General features: G+C 65.3%; 20 protein-coding genes. 10 read left to right on the forward strand and 10 right to left on the reverse strand.

Features of this window, described 5'->3' with window-relative positions; all coding sequences use genetic code 11:
- Nucleotides 1-332: 332 nt before the first annotated feature.
- Entirely contained in the window at nucleotides 333-1,940 is a 1,608-nt protein-coding gene (locus LV28_RS47890; RefSeq protein ID WP_023598204.1) for an EAL domain-containing protein, read from the forward strand.
- An 83-nt stretch (nucleotides 1,941-2,023) separates the two neighbouring features.
- Here LV28_RS47890 and LV28_RS48960 read toward each other — a convergent pair whose 3' ends face one another.
- A complete protein-coding gene (locus LV28_RS48960; protein WP_145864913.1) occupies nucleotides 2,024-2,428 on the reverse strand; it encodes a hypothetical protein in 405 nt (134 codons plus the stop codon).
- A 170-nt stretch (nucleotides 2,429-2,598) separates the two neighbouring features.
- Here LV28_RS48960 and LV28_RS47900 point away from each other — a divergent pair, with 170 nt between their 5' ends.
- Nucleotides 2,599-3,402, forward strand: coding sequence for a TOBE domain-containing protein (locus tag LV28_RS47900; protein WP_255315200.1), 804 nt, complete (start codon nucleotides 2,599-2,601; stop codon nucleotides 3,400-3,402).
- 51 nt (nucleotides 3,403-3,453) lie between these two features.
- Here LV28_RS47900 and LV28_RS47905 read toward each other — a convergent pair whose 3' ends face one another.
- Nucleotides 3,454-4,647, reverse strand: a complete 1,194-nt coding sequence (locus LV28_RS47905) for an MFS transporter (RefSeq protein ID WP_023598207.1) — start codon at nucleotides 4,645-4,647, stop codon at nucleotides 3,454-3,456.
- Nucleotides 4,648-4,883: 236 nt separating this feature from the next.
- Here LV28_RS47905 and LV28_RS47910 point away from each other — a divergent pair, with 236 nt between their 5' ends.
- Nucleotides 4,884-5,792: a LysR family transcriptional regulator gene (locus LV28_RS47910; RefSeq protein ID WP_023598208.1), complete on the forward strand. Its 909-nt coding sequence runs from the start codon at nucleotides 4,884-4,886 to the stop codon at nucleotides 5,790-5,792.
- A gap of 113 nt (nucleotides 5,793-5,905) precedes the next feature.
- Here LV28_RS47910 and LV28_RS47915 read toward each other — a convergent pair whose 3' ends face one another.
- Nucleotides 5,906-7,288: an MFS transporter gene (locus tag LV28_RS47915; protein WP_081327030.1), complete on the reverse strand. Its 1,383-nt coding sequence runs from the start codon at nucleotides 7,286-7,288 to the stop codon at nucleotides 5,906-5,908.
- A gap of 318 nt (nucleotides 7,289-7,606) precedes the next feature.
- On the opposite strand from LV28_RS47915, the gene LV28_RS47920 reads away from it, so the two are divergent.
- Nucleotides 7,607-8,500, forward strand: coding sequence for a LysR family transcriptional regulator (locus tag LV28_RS47920; protein WP_038619378.1), 894 nt, complete (start codon nucleotides 7,607-7,609; stop codon nucleotides 8,498-8,500).
- A gap of 49 nt (nucleotides 8,501-8,549) precedes the next feature.
- On the forward strand, nucleotides 8,550-8,924 hold the full coding sequence (locus tag LV28_RS47925; RefSeq protein WP_023598211.1) for a hypothetical protein: 375 nt from the start codon (nucleotides 8,550-8,552) through the stop codon (nucleotides 8,922-8,924).
- Nucleotides 8,925-8,965: 41 nt separating this feature from the next.
- On the opposite strand, the gene LV28_RS47930 is transcribed toward LV28_RS47925, so the two are convergent.
- Nucleotides 8,966-9,319, reverse strand: coding sequence for a DUF2288 domain-containing protein (locus tag LV28_RS47930; RefSeq protein WP_023598212.1), 354 nt, complete (start codon nucleotides 9,317-9,319; stop codon nucleotides 8,966-8,968).
- A gap of 159 nt (nucleotides 9,320-9,478) precedes the next feature.
- Between LV28_RS47930 and LV28_RS47935 the strand changes: the two genes are divergently transcribed.
- Nucleotides 9,479-9,901: a hypothetical protein gene (locus LV28_RS47935; protein WP_023598213.1), complete on the forward strand. Its 423-nt coding sequence runs from the start codon at nucleotides 9,479-9,481 to the stop codon at nucleotides 9,899-9,901.
- On the opposite strand, the gene pepE is transcribed toward LV28_RS47935, so the two are convergent.
- A complete protein-coding gene (gene pepE / locus LV28_RS47940; protein WP_038619375.1) occupies nucleotides 9,902-10,615 on the reverse strand; it encodes a dipeptidase PepE in 714 nt (237 codons plus the stop codon).
- A gap of 446 nt (nucleotides 10,616-11,061) precedes the next feature.
- Between pepE and LV28_RS47945 the strand changes: the two genes are divergently transcribed.
- Nucleotides 11,062-13,242 carry a malate synthase G gene (locus tag LV28_RS47945; RefSeq protein ID WP_023598215.1) on the forward strand — a complete coding sequence of 727 codons (2,181 nt, stop codon included), beginning with the start codon at nucleotides 11,062-11,064 and terminating at the stop codon, nucleotides 13,240-13,242.
- 134 nt (nucleotides 13,243-13,376) lie between these two features.
- Here the strand turns inward: LV28_RS47945 and LV28_RS47950 are convergent, their stop codons facing one another.
- Entirely contained in the window at nucleotides 13,377-14,036 is a 660-nt protein-coding gene (locus LV28_RS47950) for a hypothetical protein (protein ID WP_115344441.1), read from the reverse strand.
- 330 nt (nucleotides 14,037-14,366) lie between these two features.
- Here LV28_RS47950 and LV28_RS47955 point away from each other — a divergent pair, with 330 nt between their 5' ends.
- Nucleotides 14,367-15,653, forward strand: a complete 1,287-nt coding sequence (locus tag LV28_RS47955; protein ID WP_038619370.1) for a DUF445 domain-containing protein — start codon at nucleotides 14,367-14,369, stop codon at nucleotides 15,651-15,653.
- Nucleotides 15,654-15,845: 192 nt separating this feature from the next.
- Here the strand turns inward: LV28_RS47955 and LV28_RS47960 are convergent, their stop codons facing one another.
- Nucleotides 15,846-16,157: a DUF4148 domain-containing protein gene (locus tag LV28_RS47960; RefSeq protein ID WP_023598219.1), complete on the reverse strand. Its 312-nt coding sequence runs from the start codon at nucleotides 16,155-16,157 to the stop codon at nucleotides 15,846-15,848.
- A 777-nt stretch (nucleotides 16,158-16,934) separates the two neighbouring features.
- On the opposite strand from LV28_RS47960, the gene LV28_RS47965 reads away from it, so the two are divergent.
- Nucleotides 16,935-17,177, forward strand: a complete 243-nt coding sequence (locus LV28_RS47965) for a hypothetical protein (protein WP_023598221.1) — start codon at nucleotides 16,935-16,937, stop codon at nucleotides 17,175-17,177.
- A 134-nt stretch (nucleotides 17,178-17,311) separates the two neighbouring features.
- Here the strand turns inward: LV28_RS47965 and LV28_RS47970 are convergent, their stop codons facing one another.
- Both LV28_RS47970 and psrA read right to left on the reverse strand, forming a co-directional pair.
- Complete coding sequence (locus LV28_RS47970; RefSeq protein ID WP_023598222.1) at nucleotides 17,312-18,619, reverse strand: MFS transporter; 1,308 nt, start codon at nucleotides 18,617-18,619, stop codon at nucleotides 17,312-17,314.
- Nucleotides 18,620-18,890: 271 nt separating this feature from the next.
- A complete protein-coding gene (gene psrA / locus LV28_RS47975; protein WP_023598223.1) occupies nucleotides 18,891-19,988 on the reverse strand; it encodes an iron-containing alcohol dehydrogenase PsrA in 1,098 nt (365 codons plus the stop codon).
- A 158-nt stretch (nucleotides 19,989-20,146) separates the two neighbouring features.
- Here psrA and LV28_RS47980 point away from each other — a divergent pair, with 158 nt between their 5' ends.
- Nucleotides 20,147-21,010 carry a LysR substrate-binding domain-containing protein gene (locus LV28_RS47980; RefSeq protein ID WP_023598224.1) on the forward strand — a complete coding sequence of 288 codons (864 nt, stop codon included), beginning with the start codon at nucleotides 20,147-20,149 and terminating at the stop codon, nucleotides 21,008-21,010.
- 56 nt (nucleotides 21,011-21,066) lie between these two features.
- Here LV28_RS47980 and LV28_RS47985 read toward each other — a convergent pair whose 3' ends face one another.
- Nucleotides 21,067-21,918, reverse strand: a complete 852-nt coding sequence (locus LV28_RS47985) for an undecaprenyl-diphosphate phosphatase (protein WP_023598225.1) — start codon at nucleotides 21,916-21,918, stop codon at nucleotides 21,067-21,069.
- Between the last annotated feature and the right edge of the window lie 47 nt (nucleotides 21,919-21,965).

The raw sequence follows: 21,965 nt of genomic DNA on the forward strand, positions 1-21,965 counted from the left end.
GTTACGCCAAGTTTTGTCGCGATTGCGCCATCTCCGGTCTCCGCAAACTGCGGATTCCTCGGAAACCGATGACGCCTGAAATCGCAAGACGATCCGGGCGCATTCTGCTGCGGTGGACTCGCGGCAAATCACACATCCCGAGGCTCGGCGGCAGGTTTTCCGGGGCTGTGCGGGTTTATCGGGGGTCGGACGCCGTCGGGGATTCGTGTAGAGTCGATTGACGAGTTGTGCCGTGCAACACGGCGCGCGCGAGCGGCATTCCAGGCGTCCCGGATGGTCGAGGCGCCCGGTGCAGTGGGCGGCCCGACGCTTTCCTTGGTTGGCAGCAGAACATGATTCAACACTCCAGAGTCGTGCAGTGGCTGGTGACCGGACTTGTCGTGGCGGTCACGCTCGTCGTCGTCCTGGTGCTGGGCTGGTTGCGCATCTATCACATGTCGCAATCGGTGCTTCAGGAAAATGCCGAACGTCAGCGCGATGCCATCGAGCGCATCATCGCGCAAGCCGACGGTACGCTCCGGGGCGCCGCCCCCTGGGTGGGGCGCGCTTGCGGCGAAGTGAGTACTTCGCTCCAGGCGGCCGGCACGCTCAGCCCATACTTCCGCTCCATTTGGCTTGTCTCTCGCGGCCAGCTCTATTGCTCGTCGGTGGTTCGGTCAGATATGCCCGTGAGCTTGCCGCTACCCGCCGATCTCGTGCCGATGCTGACCGGCACGCGTACCCTGCTCGTCGGCGGTTCGCCGTACGTCCCCGACGCACCGGCACTCGCCCTCTACGTGCCGACCTCGGCGACGGACGGCGTGCTCGGCTTCGTCGACGGCATCTATCTCACGGAAACCCTCCTGAGCATCAAGAACAGCGACCTGGCCTGGACCGCCATGACGGTGGGCAAGGTGGCACTCACTTCCGAGGGTCCGAGACTGGAGTCGGCCGGGATCGCGACACGCGGCGCGCAGGTAACGCTGGCGTCGGAGCACTTCGTCACGTCGCTCGCAGGCAGCCCGTCGCTGATGCAATCGCTCGCGGCCAACCAGGCGCCGATCTTTCTTTCGTTCGGAGGGGTCGTCGCATTCCTGCTCGGCGTGATGACATTCCGCCGCCTGGGCCCCGCCCAGTTCATGAAGCGACAGATCGCGCAGGGCATCCGGCATAACGAATTCAAGGTCTACTACCAACCGGTGATGGAGCTCGCCACGGGCCGCTGCGCGGGCGCCGAGGCGCTGGTGCGTTGGCATCATCCGGTCGCGGGGCTGGTCCGGCCCGACGCGTTCATTCCGATTGCCGAAGACAACGGCCTCATCATCGAACTCACCCGCTCGCTGTTGCGTCAGATTCGCAACGACGTGGCCAAAGGCGCGTTACCGCAGGGCTTTCATATCGGCATCAACCTCGCCGAGCGCCACTTGCGCGACATGACCATCGTGCATGACATCGAGCGGTATTACGGCACGCTGAACGACACCTATCCGATGGTCGCCGAGATCACCGAGCGCTACGTGATTCGCGACACGGCCGCCGCACGCGGCGTGATGGCCGAGCTCCAGCGGCGCGGCATCGAGACCGCGCTCGACGATTTCGGCGCCGAGAACAACTCCATCGGGTATCTCAAGCGCTACGACTTCAACTATCTGAAGATCGACAAGGAATTCCTGCCCGTGACCGAGGACGATGTGGTCACGCGCAACATTTGCGATTCCATCATCCACCTCGCGGAGCGGCTGGACATGACGATCGTGGCCGAGGGCGTCGAGAACGAGATGCAGGCGAGCTACCTGCGCACGCGCAACGTCACCTATGCCCAGGGGTATCTGTTTGCCCGCCCGATCTCGTTCGACGAGCTGGTGCAATTCGCGATCGCCCATGCGGGCACCGGGCTGACGGCGGTCAAGCGCGGGGCGCCGGCGCCGTCCCGGCTGCCGTCTCCACGCATGACGGGATGATGCCCCGTCCCGAGGCGACGCAGACGCATCGCGAAAACGCCGGCCCAGGCCGGCGCTTCGCGACTTCGATCCTGCCGTGGACGTCAGAAGACCAATTGCGGCATGTTGCTGCGAGGCGCCGGCGTGGCGGCCGCGCGCGTGCTGGCCCGCATTTCGGCGCGCAGCAACCACAATCGCTGTGCGACGAAACTTCTGAAGCGCATTTCACCTGCGGAGAAAGAGATTTGCATCTGATGTCGCTTGCCGTTGGGCAGCGTGCGAACCAGACGATAGTATCGAGCCCCGTCAACCGTTTCCTTGATATTCCTGACGCGCATCATTTCACCCCGTTTCTGTTGTGTCAGGTGAGTGGGCACTTCGGCAAACGTCGCATTCCCGGTGCGCGCTGATCCGGCCAAAACTCGACCTGACGCGATACGACCGGCTTTTTGGGGGGGGCATGCGGCAAATTCAATGTAGAGGAGAAACGTCCCCCATTCGTCCCCCAAAGGAATCGCCGAAGCGTGCTTCGTTGGTGCGCCGCAACAGTTCGCCGTCCAGCGTTGTTTTCCGCCGGTTCGCCCGCCCTCTACAATGCGGCCACCCGCTGTATTGAATCGAAAAAATCATTATGGTTTCCGAACCTTCTTCAACGCCGCCCAGCGTTTTGCACAACGAAATGGACACCTCTCTGCAAGTCAGCGGTTCGCTGTGGTTGCATCGTGGCAATTCGTCGCTCGGAGGCCAGGCGCGCATCGCCCTGCTGGAACACATTGCCACCACCGGTTCGATCACGGCGGCGGCCAAGGCGGCGGGCATGAGCTACAAGGCCGCGTGGGATGCCGTGGACGCCATGAATCAGTTGGCAGGCGAGCCGCTCGTGGCGCGCAGCACGGGCGGGCGCGGCGGTGGCGGTACGCGACTGACCGTCCGCGGCGCGAAACTGGTCGCCGCGTTCCGTGCCGTGGAGGCGGCGCAGCAGCAATTCCTCGCGCGCGTGGCGGCCGATCTGGAGCGTTTCGACGAACAGTGGCCGATCATCGCGCGCCTTGGACTCCAGACCAGCGCGCGCAACCAGTTGCACGGCACGATCAGCGGCATCCGGCATTGCGGCGTGAACGACGAAGTGACGCTGACGCTGCCGGGCGGCGAGGCCATCGTCGCGTCGCTCACCCATCACAGCGCGCAGGCATTGGGATTGGCGACCGGCGGCGAGGCGTTTGCGTTGATCAAAGCGCCCTGGATCGAAATCGCGCGCGGTGTCGATCTCGCCGGCTTGCCCACGGCCAACCGGCTCTGCGGCACGGTGGACGCCATCGAGGACGACGAGGGGCAGGCCGAAGTGATCCTCGCCCTGCCCGGCGGCACGCGGCTCGCAGCCGTCATGCCGCACGATACGCTCGCGGCGCGCGGGCTGGCGCCGGGTGTGGGGGCCACGGCCGCGTTTACCGCCGCCAGCGTGATCATCGGTGTGATGGCCTGATGGCGCGGTGGCCTGACGCCCCGAAGACGGGGACCCCGGCCGCCATGCGATTTACAGCGCTGGCGTTTCGCAGTTCGGCACGGCCTGACGGAGGGCATCACGTCGATCCAGTCGCAGGCTCAGCACGGCCACGCCGGCGCCGGCGAGCGGCACCAGCGCCGCGACCCAGGGCACGGCAGCCAGCCCGGGGCCGTGGTCGATGACGAAGCCGCCCAGCCACGCGCCGATGGCGTTGCCGAGGTTGAACGCGGCGATGTTGAAGCTCGATGCGAGACTCTCGCCCGCCCCCGACGTCTTCTCCATCACCCACAACTGCAACGGCGCCACCGTCCCGAAGGCGGTCACGCCGAGCAGCGCCACGAAAACGACGGCCAGCCAGTGCGAGTGCATGGCGAACGTCATCAGGCCGAGCACGACCGAGAGCGCCATCAGGCTTCCCAATACCGTACGCACGACATGACGGTCCGCGAGCTTGCCGCCCAGCAGGTTCCCCACGACCAGACCCCCGCCGAAGACCAGCAGGATCGGCGACACGGCCCCTTCCGCAAACCCCGTCACTTCGGTCAGCAGCGGCGCGATATAGGTGAACACGCCGAATACGCCAACCCAGCCGAGCACGGTCGTGAGCAGGCCCAGCAACACCGGACGGCGCGCCAGCGCGCGCAGGTCGGCCCGCCAGTCACCCGCGTGCGTCGGTGCGGCAATCCTCGGCACGAACCCCGCAATGACCAGAAATGCGATCACGCCAATGGCCGTCACGGCCCAGAAGCTGGCGCGCCATCCGAAATGCTGTCCAAGCCACGTACCGAACGGCACGCCCAGAATGTTGGCGACGGTCAGTCCGGTGAACATCACGGCGATGGCGGACGCCCGACGCTCGCGCGGCACCAATCCGGTCGCGACCACGGAGCCGACGCCGAAGAACGTGCCATGGGCGAACGAGGTGAGCACGCGCGCGGCCATGAGCGCGCCGTACGTCGGGGCGAGCGCACAGGCGGCGTTGCCGACAGTGAAGATCGCCATGAGCACGAGCAGCACGGTCTTGCGCGGCCAGCGGGCGGTCGCGGTGGTCATGACCGGGGCGCCGACCACCACACCGAGGGCATAGCCGGAAATCAGCAGGCCCGCCGCCGCGATCGACACGCCGAAGTCGGCGCCGACGTTGAGCAGCAGGCCCATGATGACGAACTCCGTCACGCCGATGCCGAAGGCACCGGCGGTGAGGGCGTAAAGGGCGATGGGCACGGAAAACTCCTTTCTGGACGAGGGAATGGCCGCGCCGTCGACATGTTCGACGGCGCGGCAATGTGCGGAATATAGACGCCCTTTCATTGATGAAATAGACTGCCGTCGGGAATATGATTTGTGACACCAAGGCACAAATCAGCGAATAGCGAGCGCTGACGCGGGACGCCAAGGGACAAGGCGGGACGAAGGCGGCCGCCCGGGCGGCCGAGACAGACAGGAATCACGGGTATCGAATGGGTCGACAGGACGTCAATCGCTCCGGCGATATGGAAGTATTCACACGTGTGGTGGAACTCGGCGGGTTCTCTGCCGCCGCGCGGGCATTGCACATGACGCCTTCGGCCGTGAGCAAGTTGATCGCGCGGCTCGAAACGCGTCTGGGCACGCGCCTGTTCAACCGTTCGACTCGTCGGCTGCAACTTACCCCCGAGGGCGGCGCATTCCATGAGCGCGCGATGCGCGTGCTCGCCGATATCGACGCGGCCGAGCGCGAAGCGGCCGCGGGCGCCGTGCCGCGCGGATGGTTGCGGGTGAATTCGAGCGTGCCGATCGGCACCCACTACCTCTTGCCGGTGATTCCGGCGTTCCTCGCCCGGTATCCCGAAATCCGGCTCGATCTCACGCTCACCGACACCGTCGTCGACCTGCTGGAGCAGCGCGCCGACGTCGCCGTGCGCGCCGGTCCGCTACGCGACTCGCGACTCGTGGCACGAAAGCTCGGCGAAAGTCAGGTGCACGTGGTGGCGTCACCCGATTATCTTGCGCGCAGCGCCCCGCTGCGCACGCCTGCCGACCTGGTGCATCACAACGTCATGGCGTTCAACTTCGATCGCCAGGTGCAGGGCTGGCCGTTTCGCGACGGCTCGGGCGGCGTCACGCACTTCCACCAGACCGGCAACCTGTCGCTGAGCGACGGCGAGACAATGCGCAAGCTTGCACTCCAGGGGGTGGGGCTGGCGCGTCATGCGCGGTACCACGTCGACGACGACCTGCGCGCCGGACGCCTCGTCACCGTGCTCGAGGACTACAACGCGGGCGAGGCGGAGCCGGTGCACGCAGTGTACGTCGGGCAGGGCGGTCATTTGCCTGCGCGCGTGCGAGCGTTTCTCGACTTCCTCGTGGACAACGTGCACCTGCCCTGACGCGGCGGCCCGAGCGCGCGAGCGCTACGCACGTATGTCGTACGTAGCGTACCGACAGACAGAAAGGCCGTTAGCGCAGCTCAGAGTCACACGAGCCACGCGATTCACGCGATTCACGCGCGTTGGCGGTGCGACCAGACAAACAACGGCCACGCGATGGCCGCGCAAAGCAGGCCGCCCGCCCACACCAGCCCCCATCCAGCGATCGACAGCAGCAGCGGGATACTAAGCGGCGTGAGGAACATCGTGAGGAAGACGCCGGTGTTTCCGATACCGAGTGCCGTGCCCGCGCGCGACGCGCCGGCGAGCGTGGCCAATTCGGTAAACGCCACCCCGTGCCACGCCGACGCCACCACACCGCCCGCAATCAGCAGGATCACCACCCACGGCGTGCCGTGCGCGAGCCAGTCGGGACGCAGCGATAGCAGCGCCACGAGCAGGGCGAGCAGCGCGAACACCGCGCCGACCACGATCGTGCACACGCGCAGATACTGCGGACGATTGCGACGCTTGTCGGTAAAGCGTCCGCTCCACACACGGGTGATCGCCGCACCGGCCTGCACCGCGCCCAATGTGAGCGAAATCGTCGCCACGCTGGCGTGCGCGAAGTCGTGGAGAAACACCGTGCCGAACGTGAGCACGGCGATCTGCGGCATGGCGAGCACCGCCATGCCCAGCGCCGTACTCAGCAGTCGGGCATCTCGCAGCGGCGAGTAATGCCTGTCCTGCATCGGCAAGCCGCCGCCGTTGGTCGGGGCCGGCTGGTTGGCGTCGCGCGCTTTCGCCGCGACGCTCGCCGGCGGCGCCGCACTGCCGTTCGCCCCCTGCGGCGGTTCGAGCAACCAAAGCCAGGCCATGCCGGCCGCCGCCAGCGACGCCGCCGCAAGCCCGATGTACACGGCGCCGAAGCCGAAGTGCACGGCGGTGCCCGGGAGTACGAGCGCACCGATCCCGCCCCCCAGGGGCACGGCACATTGCCGTACGCTCATCGCGAGGCCGCGCTCGCGATCGTGAAACCAACGCATGATCGCGCGCCCGCTCGACCCATTGACGCTGCCGCCCAGCGCGCCGATGAGCAGCATGCCCGCCGCGAGCACCGGCGCCGACGGAATGAACGGCGCCCTGGGCACCACCCAGGCCCCCAGACCGACGAATGCCAGCGCCGTCACCAACAGACCGACGAGGAGCACCCTGCGGTCGCCCCAACGATCGGTCAACATGCCCCACGGCAATTCGGACAGGGCGATGCCCAGGCCAATCATGCCGAGCACGATACCGAGATCGCCGGTGCCGAGCGCGTAGGCGCTGCGCATTTGCACGGCCGTCGCGGGAATGCCGCCCATCGCGGCGGCAAAGCTGGCGTTGGCGACCACACCGACGCCGAGCACCTTCCAGCGATGGTTTGGGCCGAGACCCCCTGAGATGGGCGGCGTCGACGCAGTGGGCGCCGCTGCCTTCGGGGAAACGGCGGGAGCAGGACAGAGACGTTCATTCATGGATGACACGGTGCGCGAACCGAACGGCACGCGACTCAGAGCGGAGGGAGGTCGGCGGCGTCGCGTCCCCTCGGCCATGCAGCCATGGGGACAGTCCAACGCCACGGCCTCATCCTACGGATGGACATTGCATCGGAAAAGCGGGAAAATTCGATGACTTATATCGAGTTTTCCGGATTAACCAGAACGGATACTCCCGTTCGTCCGGACGGGGTCCTGCCCGATAACCGCGCGGTGTGATCCGCCGAAGGCGTCGTCACGGGCGCCTGCGAAGGGCATGATTCCCGTCGGGGGTTTCCGCGACATCCGAGAGCCGCCATGAACGCCCGAGCCTTCGATCTCACGCAGTTGCGCACCTTCATCGCCATTCACGACGCAGGCAGCATTTCCGCCGCGGCCGAACAGATCTTCCTGTCACAGTCCACCGTCAGCGAGCAACTCAAGAAGCTCGAAGAACGTGCTGGACAGCCACTGCTGGTGCGCTCGCGCAAGGGCATGCGCCCCACGCCCGCGGGGACACGGCTGCTCGCGTATGCCCGTCAGATATCGGCGCTCTCCGAAGCCGCATTCGAAGACCTGCAGGGCGTGTTGCTCGACGGAGAACTGCGCATCGCGATCACGGACTACTACCGACCGCACGACGTCGGTCGCGTGCTCAAGCGATTCACGAGTCTGTACCCGCGGTTGCGGCTGCATGTGAGCGCCATGCAAAGTGCGCAGATCGAGCGAACGGCGATGACCGGCGAGCACTTCGACGTGGGATTGGCGCTGCGGCTGATGAATGAAGATATCGGCAAAGGCCCCAGGGCGCTGGGGTATCGCACGCCAGGCACGCTTGTGCGGCGCGAACGTCTCGTGTGGGCCATGTCGTCGACGCTGGCGGAGCCCGTCGGCGAGCCGCTGCCGCTCGTGACCCTGCCGCCGTCGTGCGCTTTGCAAAGCCTCGTGCTGGGTGTGCTCGAGCGTCACAAGGTGCCATATCGCGTATCGCACTCGGCGGCGGGCGTCGCCGGCATGCAGCTGGCGCTGAGCGCAGGGTTGGGTATTTCGTGTCTGAACGAATCGGCGCTCACCGCCGACCTCGTCGTCTGCCCGCCATCGCTCGGCCTGCCGCCGCTGCCGCGCGCGGAATTCCACCTGCTGCCCGGACGCGCCGACGAAACGGAGCTGATCCGCCACGCGCGCAATGCGCTGTTGCGCCTGTTCGCGTGATACCTTTGCCCCCTGATCCCGTTTTTGTCCGCATTCTGCGGTTCCCGTCATGCCGGAAAATACCCCGATTCGTCTGAATTTCAACACGCGTCGCGCGCTGCTGTTCGCGCTGACGGCCGAGCGTCTGTCGGCATTCTACGAACATGGGCAGTGGATGACGGACAAGCAGGGTGCGACGCTCGCGCAGATGTGGCTGTCGCGCTCGAAGCTGCAATTGCCGCTGGAAGAGCGGCGTCTGCTCTCGACACTGAGCGACGACTTTGCGCGCGAACTGGCCGGCACGCTCTCGCGCGAGGCGGGGCTATACACGGCGCACGAGATGATGGAATCCCTCGACGCGGACTATGCGTACGCGTCGGTGGTGGCGCAGGATTTGCTGGAAGATTGCACGCGCCGCCTCGTGGAGGCGGGCATTACCGAATAAGCGGCGGGGAACACGTCGGAGGGCGCGGCCGCGCGGGCCCGTCAGGCGACGGTGCCGCGCTCCTGCACGAGCACCCACGGTGCCACGACGACGGCCCAAAGTTCGGGCGTGCGCGCCGCGAAATCCGACGCCTGTTCGGCCTGCATTCGCTGCACCAGGCCCGACGAAAGCCACTGCGACACGGTGGTGGTGTCGTCGTCGGCAACCGCTTGCGCGACCGACACGAGATCGACGCCGGGGGCGACGTAGAGCAGCGCGCCGCGCGCGAAGAACGACTCCAGGTCCTTCCAGTCGATCTTGGCAGTCTCGCCGAGCAGACGCAGATAGGTGTCGCTTGCCCCGGCGGCAGCGGCCTGGGCGGATGGGTCGGACGGGAGAGGCTTTGGGGAATCCATGACGACAGGTACCGGGAGCACCGCAAGTAACGAAAACCGCATTGTAATGCGCCCCGGCATGCGCGACGGTGGTAGCATCGGAACCCCCTGCAAGGCACCGGCGTCGCAATGACATGACACGGCCGCCAAGGGGTGGTCAACGTTTTACCGAGGAACCGCATGTCCAATCAAAAAACCAATCCCAAGCTGGAACAAGCCCTGACGCGCGGCGATCTCGCCATGCGCCAGATCAACTCCGCCCGTGCCACGGCGCTGCTGCGCGCACTTGGCGAGATGATCGTGGCGGCGTCGGCAACGATCGGCGTCGAGGCGGTGGTGGACGTGCCCAACGGCGACAAGGTCTACGACCCGGAAGACGGTGTGTGGCCGCAGACGCTCGTGCTGTCGTTCGACGGTCCGATCGAGGACGCGGACGAAGAAGAGTTGCGTACCGTGCAACTGATCGCCGACAGGCATCCGGAGACCTTCCAGGTCGTGTGGCATCGCGCCGACGGCAAGATGGGGCGCCATGAGGCGCGTCCGCTGGCCATGGTCGCCTTCCTGACCGACGTCGAAGTGCCCTGGCTCGACGACGACGCCTGATCAGATCGACGCCAGCGCGAACGTGCTGCCCGGGGCGAGCTTCTCGACGATGCCGCCCTGCCTGAAGCACAACGCGTCGAAATCTCCCATCACGGTCGCCTGATCGCCCTGCACGTGCAACGCGGTGCCTTCCGGAATGGCGACGACGCACTCATCGGGATTGATCGCCAGATACTCCGCCAGGCGCTCCTCGCGCGACTCGCCGTTGTGGCCGTCGGGCTTGCCGCTGATGAAATGCGGGTTCACCTGGAACGGAATCAGGTTGAGGGCCTTGAGCGTCGGCGGCTCGACGATGGGCATGTCGTTCGTCGTACGAATCGTGGGACACACCACGTTCGCCCCGGCGCTCCACCCCACATACGGCATGCCCGCATTCACGCGCTCGCGCAACAGACCCACGAGCCCCGCGTTGTAGAGGCGATCGAGCAGGGCGAACGTGTTGCCGCCGCCCACCACCACCGCGTCGGCGAGCGCCACCGCGGCGCGTGGGTCCGGGCTTCGGTGGATCGACTCGAGCGCGTAGCCGAGCCGCTCGAAGGTAGGTTTCACGCGTGCCTCGTAGTCATCGAAGCTGGACGTGATGCCGCCCGCGTACGGCACGAACAACACACGCCGGGCACGCCCGCGCAGTACCGCGTGCACCTGATCGTCGACCTGCTCCAGATACCCCAGGTTGCCCTTGCGGGAACTGCTCATCATCAGAATCTGTTTCACGACACATGCCTCCGGGGGCAAAGAATTTCTCGGGGGACCACGCCGGATCGGCCGGCCAGAGCATCGAGTGTACCCGCCGCACGAACCGACAAATTCCGGGGTATCCGATGGCCATCGCGCGCCACCGGCGGGTCGCGGCCATTTCTCATGAAGTGAAACGCCATATCGAATGCTGCAACTGACGATGAAAAAATGCGCACGGGGCGCAAAGCCTTGTCGCACCGACGTCATACGCAAACCCTTATGCCACCTATAACCGACGGTGGTGTCGCCACCTGAAATCCCGGGTTTCCGAGCGCGCGGAGAAGGATTACACTCAGAGTCTTATATAAGACTGCCCCTTATCGTCCGCCCTGCCGACGACTCCCCGGTGAAACGAGTGCCGGAACGTCGAAGCCGGGCGACGAAGTCGCGTCAACCAGGTTTTCAAACTCGAGTACAGCATCATGACTTCCACTTCCCAGCGTGGCGGCCTGAAGGTCGCAGACAATCTGATCGCGTTCATCGAAAAGGAAGCCCTGCCGGGCACCGGTGTCGATGTCGACGCATTCTGGAAGGGCTTCGACGCCATCGTCCACGACCTCGCGCCGAAGAACCGCGCCCTGCTCGCCGAGCGCGACCGCCTGCAAGGCGAACTGGACAACTGGCACCGCGCCAATCCGGGCCCGATCGCCGACGCGCCCGCGTATCGCGCGTTCCTCGAGAAGATCGGGTACCTGCTGCCCGCGCCCGCGAGCGTGAAGGCCACCACGGCGAACGTCGATGACGAAATTTCACAGCAGGCCGGCCCGCAACTCGTCGTGCCGCTGTCCAATGCCCGCTACGCGCTCAATGCCGCGAACGCGCGCTGGGGCAGCCTGTACGACGCCCTGTATGGCACCGACGCCATTCCCGAGACCGACGGCGCCGAGAAGGGCGCGGGCTACAATCCGAAGCGCGGCGAACGCGTGATCGCCTTCGCGCGCGGCTTCCTCGATCAGGCCGCGCCGCTGGCCGAAGGCTCGCACAAGGATGCGACCGGCTATCGGGTGGAGAATGGCAAGCTCGTCGTCACCACGAAGCAGGGCACGACCGGCCTGGCCACGCCGTCGCTGTTCGTGGGCCACCAGGGCGACGCTGCCGCACCGACCGCCGTGCTGCTCAAGCACAACGGCCTGCACTTCGAGATCCAGTTCGATGCCAATCATCCGATCGGCAAGACCGACGCCGCTCACATCAAGGACGTGCTCGTCGAGGCCGCCGTCACGACCATCATCGACTGCGAAGACTCGGTCGCGGCCGTGGACGCCGACGACAAGGTCGACCTGTATCGCAACTGGCTCGGCCTGATGCAGGGCACGCTGACCGAGGAAGTCGCCAAGGGCGGCAAGACCTTCACGCGCCGCCTGAACGCCGACCGCGAATACACCGGCGCCGATGGCAAGCCGGTCAAGCTGCATGGGCGCTCGCTGCTGTTCATTCGCAACGTCGGCCACCTGATGACGAACCCGGCGATCACCGATCGCGATGGCCACGAAATTCCGGAGGGTATTCTCGACGGCGTGGTCACCGTGCTCGCCGCGCTGCACGATCGCAAGCACCAGCTGAACTCGCGCACCGGCTCGATCTACATCGTCAAGCCGAAGATGCACGGCCCGGCCGAAGTGGCTTTTGCCGACGAACTGTTCGGTCGCATCGAAGATCTGTACGCCCTGCCGCGCAACACGCTCAAGATGGGCATCATGGACGAGGAGCGCCGCACCAGCGTGAACCTCTCGGCCTGCATCGCGGCGGCGGCGGCGCGCGTGGCGTTCATCAACACGGGCTTCCTCGATCGCACGGGCGACGAAATGCACACGGCGATGGAAGCCGGTCCGATGATGCGCAAGGGCGACATGAAGTCGTCGGCATGGATCACCGCGTATGAAAAGAGCAACGTGCTCGTGGGCCTGGCGGCCGGGCTGCGCGGACGCGCCCAGATCGGCAAGGGCATGTGGGCGATGCCGGACCTGATGCACGCGATGCTCGAACAGAAGATCGCGCATCCGAAGGCCGGGGCGAACACGGCATGGGTGCCGTCGCCGACCGCCGCCACGCTGCACGCGCTGCACTACCATATGGTCGATGTGCAGGCCGTGCAGCAGGCGCTCGAGAAAATCGACTACGCGAAGGAGCGCGACGCGCTGCTCACCGGTCTGCTGACCGTGCCGGTCGTGGCGAAGGCCGAGTGGACTGCCGATGAAATCCGCAAGGAGATCGAAAACAACGCACAGGGCATTCTGGGTTATGTCGTGCGCTGGATCGATCAGGGTGTGGGTTGCTCGAAGGTGCCGGACATCAACGACATCGGCCTCATGGAAGACCGTGCGACCTTGCGCATTTCGAGCCAGCACCTGGCCAACTGGCTGCGTCACGGCGTCATCACGCGCGAGCAGGTCGAAGAGACCATGAAGCGCATGGCCGTCGTGGTCGACAAGCAGAACGCTGGCGACAAGCACTACGTGCCGATGGCACCGAACTTCGACGATTCGCTCGCGTTCAAGGCGGCCAGCGCGCTCGTGTTCGAAGGGCTCACGCAGCCCAACGGCTACACCGAACCGCTGCTGCACAAGTACCGTCTGGCGTTGAAGGCGAAGCAACGCGGCTGATGACGCGTGACGGATGCCGCGATGTATCGCGGCATCCGGTCACGGCACAAGACGCCCGGTGGGGGAATCCCCGCTGGGCGTTTGTCATTGTGGCGAAGCCGCGACGTGTGCACCCCGGGGAACGAAAACGTTGTTCAACGCACGTCGACACCCGCCGCCATGAGTGAGCCGATGACGTCCTGGTAGTCGACGAACGCGGCTTGCCCCTGCGGCCAGTGTTCCCGGAACAGCGTGACGTCATATCCCGCCTCGTGCGCCGCCTTCGCGCGCGCTTCGGTGGGTGAGTCGGCGCCGAAGCACAACATCGTGCCACCCGCCCCCTTGGGGCCGTTGGCGATCCGCATTGCCGCCACGAACAGATCCTCCCCGGAGGTCGGCATCGCGGTGCCCCGGTCGAACGTACCGGGCACGTGCTTGACCTCGACAAACCGATCACAATGGGTCGTGTCGAGCGCGCCCTCGAGGTAGATGCCGGCCGTCGTCATGCCGAGTTCCTGCGCCAGGGCGTAGACAACCCCGATATTCGCATCGCTACCGCCCCCGATGACGACGATCCGACGTCCATTCTGCGCATCGCGCGTCGTCAGCAACTGCTGGGTAAGCGCGAGCTTCAGTCCCTCGGGTTGCGCGTATTCCGAATTCGCAAATCCTTGAACGACCACGAGATACTTGCCGTCGATGATGTCGGTCAGCGTTCGCTCGAAAAAGTCATCCGTGTCCGGCAAATCCTGGGCCGGCGGCGTCACCGGGGAAAGCGGCGGGTGGTTGCCGCAGTAGTCAACAGTGGATGGCATGACATGGCTCCTATCGCGCGTGGCGAGCAAGATCCTCGGGAACGCCGCGTCCGGACGACGCGCCTGCGCGTCGGACCGACGTCACGATGCGCCACGACGACGCACGCCTTGGCCCAATGGCGTCGAAGCACGCGCAAAGTGTCCTCCCCGGTCCGCCGACGCGACTTCCGGGTTTCGCTTCACGGACAGCGCGAATCGGCCCAACACCGCGCACGCGAGCGCGCCGACGCGCGCCAATATGGACTTGCAAACGCGAATTCGGGACTTATCATCACGCGGCCGTCGCGGTAACCTGTCGAGCGTCGTCGTCATTTCAGGAGCCGGCTGCGCATGGATTCCGCAGATTCCGCCGATCCCGCCATTGCCTTGCAGCGCGCCGAGCGCCGGGCCCTGTCCTTTCTGCTGGTCGCGCTGGCGATCTTCATCGCCACGCTATTCATGCCCGTGCACTTCGTGACGGGCTGGATTCGCGCGGCGGCCGAAGCCGCGATGGTCGGCGGGCTGGCCGATTGGTTCGCGGTCGAAGCGTTGTTCCGGCGCATCCCGATTCCGGGGCTTTCGCGACACACGAACATTCTCATTCGAAAGAAGGACGCGCTGGGCGACGGCCTGGCCCGATTCGTGCGCGAGAAGTTTCTCGACACGCCGTCGGTCGTGCGGCTCATTCGACAGCAGAATCCGGCGGACGCCGTCACGCACTGGCTCGGCTCGTACGAAAACACCCGGCAATTGAGTGCCGTCCTGGTGAAGGTGACGGGCGGCGTGCTCGACGTGATGGACGAGCGCAACGTGCAGGCGTTCATCCGTCGCGCACTCGACACGATGATCGACCGGCTGGACTTCTCGCAATCGGCGGCGGCGATTCTGGATACCCTCACGCGCGACGGGCGTCATCAGGCGTTGCTCGACGAGACGCTCGACTATCTCATCGCACTCCTGAACGAACCGCGCACGCGTGAATTCATTTCGGCGCGCATCGTCGACTGGCTCAAGAGCGATCACCCGAAAAAGGAGAAAGTGCTGCCCTCGGAGTGGATCGGCGACAAGGGATCGGACATGATCTCGGCGGCCCTCACGCGCTTGCTTGCGCAGATGGAGGCCGACGAGACGCACCAGTTGCGGCAGGCATTCGATCGTGCGGTCGCCGGGCTCATCGAACGGCTCAAGCATGACGCGACCTTGCAGGAGAAGCTCGACGCGTTCAAGGCCCAACTCAAGGGCGATACGGCGCTCAACGCCTACGTGGGCGGGCTGTGGAACGAATGGCGAAACTGGGTGAAGCACGACCTCGCGCGCGACGATTCCGTCATCGGCGCGAAAATCACCGGCGCCGCGGCGTGGATCGGCCAGGAGCTTGCCCGCAGCGAATCGCTGCGCCGCGCGCTCGACGCCCAACTGCTCGACACCGCCGAGCGCATGGCACCGGGCTTCGCCGACTTCGTGACGGAGCACATCCGCGCCACGGTGCACGGCTGGAACGCGGAACATCTTTCGCGGCAGATTCGGCTCAGCGTCGGACAGGACCTGCAATACATCCGCATCAACGGCACGCTCGTCGGCGGGCTGATCGGCGCCGTGCTATACCTGATCGCACAGGCGCCGGTGTTGTTTCTGTGAAGGCGATGTGCACGACCGTGTCGTCCCCACCGCCACTCAGGGGTTGCGAACATCGCCGTAACCGTCTGCGGACGCATGGATCGGCCCGGCGGCAAGAACGCGCCACACTTGTCTGCAATCGCACAACCGACAAAGCCGCCGGCCCGTGTGGGCTGGCGGCTTCGCGTCGCTTGATATCGACGTGTGCGCAGCTTACGAACGGTTGTCCTGCAGCAGGGTGCGATCGCTCAGTTGAGCGCGCACGTCGGCACGCGTGAGCGGATCGGCGATCGCGGCGGCCTGCGTCGGGTTGGCCGTGACCAGCGGTGCGCCGGTTTCGACTTGATTCAGCACACCGGCAGCGGCGGCCTGAGCAAGCTCGCTGCGCACTTCGGCGCGGCTCAGTTGGCTTTGACCGGTCACGGCGATGTCGGGCACGTTGTTGTCATAACGTGCATCGGCGAATGCAGAGGCCGACACAAACGAAGCGGCGGCAACCACGGCGGCAAGGATACGAGTGTTCATGGTGAGACTCCTGTCAATGTTGGATAACGGCTTGGTCAGCTAGCGTTCGGGGCATCGAACCACCTGGTTTGTTGCGTTGCGGTGTCCGTCGCGTTGGCATGGATGAATCTTAGGGAAAACCCGTGGTTTTTTCGCAACTAAGCGTCCACAAAACGCAACCGATCGTCCGATTCGAAAAAACTATTGAAAATCAATTTGTTAGCGCCGTTAAACCTCATAAGTGGCAGGTAAATGACTCCTTCGGGGCGCGAAATCGACCGGATATGCCGCCACGCGCAACAAGGTCTTTGACGCGACGGGGTTTATTGCAAAGTGCGTCGGCAGTAGAGTGACAACATGATGAAGTCAACCGGCATCGTGGCTCGCAAGGTGCGCCGCACCGCGGACGACCCGGTTCGAACAGGAGCATTACCATGGCTGCCCTCGGGTCTTTCCTTTTGCTGGTGAGCGCCTCGCTGCTGACCGCCTCGTATCTGCGCAGCCGCGCCGCGCGTGCGCGCCGCCAGCCGGTACGTATCACCCGCCGGTAAGTTGCGCACGGCGCACGCCTTGCCGCACTGCAAAAAGGATGTCGCCGACACGTCGGGTCGGCGCGAGCACATATCGTCCCTGACTTGCCGCCCAATAGGGAAAATCGGCATTTTTGAAGGGTGATTATTTCGTTTTCAGCAATGCGCCCTTCCTCGGGATCGCATTTTTCTCCCTCACGCGCGAGCGTAGATTTGGCAACCATGACGACGCCCATGGTGGACGTCTCGCCAGACAGGAGAAATGAAAATGAAGCCGATTCTGATTGCCTCGACCCTTGCCCTCGCGCTCGTTGCCGGTGCCGCCAGCGCCGCAGAGAGCGCACAGCAGCCGGCCGCTCAGCCGCAGCAAGCCCAGCAGCAAGCTCAGGCGAAGACTCAGGCACAGGCCCAGCCGGGTCCGGTCGCGGCACAATCGTCGACGGTCGTCGCTCCGGTGTACGAAGTGCCGGGTCGCGTGAACCGCGCCGGTTCGATCTACTTCGGCCAGTAAGTCCGTAAAAAAAGCGGCAAGCCGGGGAGCCATCCACCGGCCTGCCGCGCTCCCGACTCACCGGGACGAGATTTCTCTCTCGCGCGCCTCCTCGCGCAACCTTCTCCCCGCCTTCCCCCTGCGCCGCGTCTGCCTCAATAGGTCCGTTTCATCGCTGCCGCACAGGCCGCGGACAGGCATCCCACCACGAGCACGTACACCGCAATCCACCACGGCTTGTGTCCCCCGTATTCGAGCAGCGTTGCGGCCACGAGCGGCGTGATCGAACTCGAGACGATTCCCGACACCTGATAGACCACCGAGATGCCGGTGTATCGCACGCGTGTGTCGAACAGCTCGCAGAACATCGATGCCTCGGGCCCATACACGAACGCATACACCACACCCAGCGGCACGATCACCGCAAGCGACACCCACCAGACGTTCGACGAGTAATGCATGAGCGCCAGCGCCGGGATCGAACACACGCCGCATGCCAGCGCGCCCCAGCCGAACACGCGGCGACGCCCGACGCGATCCGAGAGTTTCGACGCATAAGGAATCGTGACGATCAGCACGAGCGCCGCCACCGTCACCGCGAGCAACACCGGTGTCTTCGGGAAATGCAGCGTGCCTACGAGATAGGAAATCGCGAACACCGCATAGACGTTGAACACCACCCCGTCGATATAGCGCGCGCCCCAGCCGAGCAACACATTGCGCCGATAGTCGCGAGCGATCTCCGAGAGCGGCACGTGGGCCACGTGCTGGCTGTCCTTGATGCGGGCGAACTCCGGTGTCTCCAGCACACGTAGCCGGATGAACATGCCCACGGCCACGAGTACCAGACTGAGCATGAAGGCCAGACGCCAGCCCCAGGCCATGAACTGCGCGTCGGTCAGCGTGGACGAGAGCAGCGCGACCACACCCGTCGACAGACACAATCCCACTGCCAGACCGATCTGCGGATAGGCGGCGAACTGCCCGCGTTTGTCTCTCGGCGCGTATTCGAATGCCATGAGCACCGCGCCGCCCCATTCGCCGCCCAGCCCGATGCCCTGCAACAGGCGCAGGAACAGCAGGATCAGCGGCGCCGCAATGCCGATGCTGTCGTAGGTCGGCACGAGTCCGATGAGGAACGTCGAAACGCCCATGATCGTCAACGTAACGATCAGCAAGGGTTTGCGCCCGAGCTTGTCACCGAAGTGTCCGAAGAGAATTCCGCCGAGCGGGCGCGTGGCGAAGCCCACGGCATAGACGGTGTAGGCGAGCGCGGTGGCGACGAACGCGTCGCCGCTGGGGAAGAAGAGTTTGTTGAACACGAGCCCGGTGACGGTCCCGTACAGAAAGAAGTCGTACCACTCGACGGTCGTGCCGATCAGACTGGCCAGCGCGACCGTGCGCACCGCTTTTTCGGCATTGGCGGCAGCGCGGTCGCCGACACCGGTGAGAACCTGTTCCATTGCGCCTCCTGTTGTGCGCCGCGCCATGGCGGCGCGCTGCGACGCACCGGTCTGCGCCGGGCGTCTGTCTCCTGGATGTCTCGGTGCCGCGAGTTCATGACGCGGCGGTTGTTGTGATGATGGGTATTGCGGGGACTGCGGGTAAGACTCGAAAACACGCATGCGCACGGGCATGCGCCCAACACATCGGTCGGGCCCATTCGAGCGCAGGCGCGCCCTTGGCGACGATTGCGCCGATGGTGCCGACAGCAGCCCGGGCCGCTCAGGCTTCTCAGGCTGCGGCGCCGATGAAATTGCGCCCGCGCGGGCCGTCCAGCGCGGCGGCGATCATCGCGCTCGACTCGGTCTCGCTCACGCCGTAAGCGGAGAATTCCGTGGCCACGCCGAGGTCATGGAGAAACGCCGTGAGCTTCCCGGGTGCATTCGCGATATCGCCGTCGAAAACCCGGGCGAGCACCGCGTCGCGATCGGGCCGTCGGCCAATGGCCAGACGCATCACCGCCGGCAGCGTGAATGAACAGGCGATGCCGTGCGGTAGCCCGTGCCGCAGCGTCATGTCGTACGAAATCGAGTGCGCGAGCGCCGTCTTCGTGTTCGAGAACGCCATGCCGGCCTGCAGCGCGGCGAGCGCCGCGTGCGCGCGCAGATCGGCATCGTCGAGCGACGCCATGAGACGGGGCAGCACGCGCATCATGTCGCGCGCGGCCGTCACGGCGAACGTGTCCGAGATCGGATTGGCATTGACGTTCCAGATCGCCTCGAGCGCGTGCGACAAAGCGTCCAGACCGCTTTGCAACGTCACGGCGCGTGGCAGCGAGCGCGTGAGATCCGGATCGACGATGGCGGCTTCCGGCCACGTCTGCGGCAGGTGCAGCGAGTATTTCTTGCGCTTCACATGGCGGTCCCAGAGCGTCGCCCAGGGCGTGACTTCGCTGCCGGTGCCGGCGGTCGTGGGAATCGTGATCAGACGCTTGGTGCGTGTCGGCCGCAGGGCGACGCCCGCGTCGAGCGCGTCCACGAGCGTGGCGAAACGGTCGTCGTCGCCCGCCACCATCAACAGCTTGGCGGTATCGAGCGCGCTGCCGCCGCCCAACGCGACAATCACTTCGCATTGGCCGTAACGCCGCCAGAAGTCGCCGTACATCGGCGCCAGCTCGCGCACGTCCGGGTTCGGATTCACCTGGTCGATCACGCCGGCCAGACGCTGCCCCAGCAACGCCTCGACCTGCCCCGTCATGCCCAGCGCGCGCGCTTCGGGCATGGTGACGAGTACCGCGCGGCGAGGGCCGACCAGCGCCGGCAAGTGCGACAGTGCGCCTGCACCGAAGTGAACATCGACCGGATTATGAAAATGGGAACGAGCTGTCATGGTGAGAGCGGTGCCGCCGCGCCCGCAGGCGTTGCGATCGATTGACGAAGATTGAGCTGGATTATGGTGAGCGTTCTCCTATACTTCCAATTCACATTTTTTCGACGAAGTATTGATAAAACCTATACCTCGCGAGAGACCCTCCAGGAGCGGTATCGATGCGAATTACCCAATTGCGCTCATTCCACGCGGTCGCGCACCACGGCAGCGTGACGCGCGCGGCGCAGGCGTTGCATGTGAGCCAGCCGACCATGACCACGCAGATCCGTGCGCTGGAGGAAACCTACGGCGTCGAACTCTTCTACCGGCACGGCCGGGGATTGACGCTCACGCCGACGGGCCGGGCGCTTTACGCGGTGAGTCTGCGCATTTTCTCGGACGAGGCCGAAGCGCTCGGCCTGCTCAAGGAGCATGGCGGGCTGCGCACCGGGGAGTTGCGGCTGGGCGCCGTGGGGCCGCATCACGCGATGGAAATCGTGGCGGCGTTCCAACCGCGCTATCCGGGCATTCGCATCTCGATGCGGCCGGGCAACTCGGAAGAGATGATCGACGGCTTGCTCGCGTATCGCACGGATGTGGCAGTGCTCGCGCGCTATCACGATGACGCGCGGTTACACACCGTGCCGTATCGCACGCATCCGGTCGTGCTGCTGGTGCCCCGCACCCACCGGTTCGCGCGACGCCGCAGCGTAAAGCTCTCGGAACTGGCCAGCGAGCCGATGCTCATGCGCGAGCCGGGCTCGACCACGCGTCACGCGCTCGAAGCGGCCCTTCAGGACGCGGGCGTGACACCGAAGGTGGCGATGGAGATCGGCAGCCGCGAGGCGATTCGCGAAGCCGTGATGTTGGGACTGGGGATTGCCGCCGTGTCGGCCCGCGAACATACGCCCGACGAGCGGCTCGCCACGGTGTCGATCAGCAATGCGCGCGTGGAGACGACCACCGTCGTCGTGTGCCTGGCGGAGCGCCGCGCCGCGCGGGTCATCGCGGCGTTTCTGGAGGTGGTCGCGGGTCTGGTGTGATGTGCGGCGGGGATGCGCGACCACCCCCGCCAATCAGTTACTGCGGCACTTCGGTGTTACAGGATCCGACTCGACGCCAGCACGGCAACCGACGCCACCAGGCAGTAGATGCCGAACAGGTACCAGCGGCCGTGCTCGAGCCAGCGCGAGAGCCAGCGTAGCGCCACGAGGCCGGCGAGGAAGCTGAAGACCATGCCGACCAGGCTCGGCGTGAGCACGGTCATGAAGTGACCGGACAGCGTCTGCGCGCCACCCGACTTATACAGGCGGTACGCCTCTTTCGCGATCACGGGCGGCGTGAGCACGACCGCCAGCGCGAAGCTGAATTCCTCCACCCGCACCTTGTCGAGCCCGCGAAGCATGCCCGTGGAGATCGTCGAGCCCGAGCGCGAGAAGCCGCGAAACGGCAGGCACAAGCCCTGTACCGCACCAATCCACGCGGAGTCGCCCGCGCGCATCGGACGATCGCCCATCGGCGCGCGCTTGCGACCCGAGATCAGGATCAGGACGCCCGCCATCGCGAGGCCCGCCGAGATGATGTACAGGTTGCCGAACAGATGCTCGATCTCGGCGTGCTCGCTACCGCGCATCAGCACCTTCTCGATGAAGAACATCAGCGCCAGACCGATCACCCCGGTAAAGCCGGTCGCAATGACGACCTGCTTCGCGTTGTGGACGAAGTCGCGCTTCGACGAAAAATACCGCTCGCGCCACGAATTCCAGAAGTAGACGATGACAGCGAGCATCGTGCCGGTGTGCAGCATGACGAGCAGCAACGTCATGGCAGGCGCCGACGGATCGAGTCCCATCGCCTTCTCGGCCATGATCACGTGTGCCGAGCTCGACACGGGAAGTAACTCCGCGACCCCCTGCACAATCGCGAGCACGAGCACTTGCAAATAGTCCATGCGCAATCCTTTTGAAATGGGCAAGGACACTACGCCGCGTTCGTGAC

Origin of the sequence: Pandoraea pnomenusa (assembly GCF_000767615.3) — a bacterium.
Classification (GTDB): Bacteria; Pseudomonadota; Gammaproteobacteria; order Burkholderiales; family Burkholderiaceae; genus Pandoraea; species Pandoraea pnomenusa.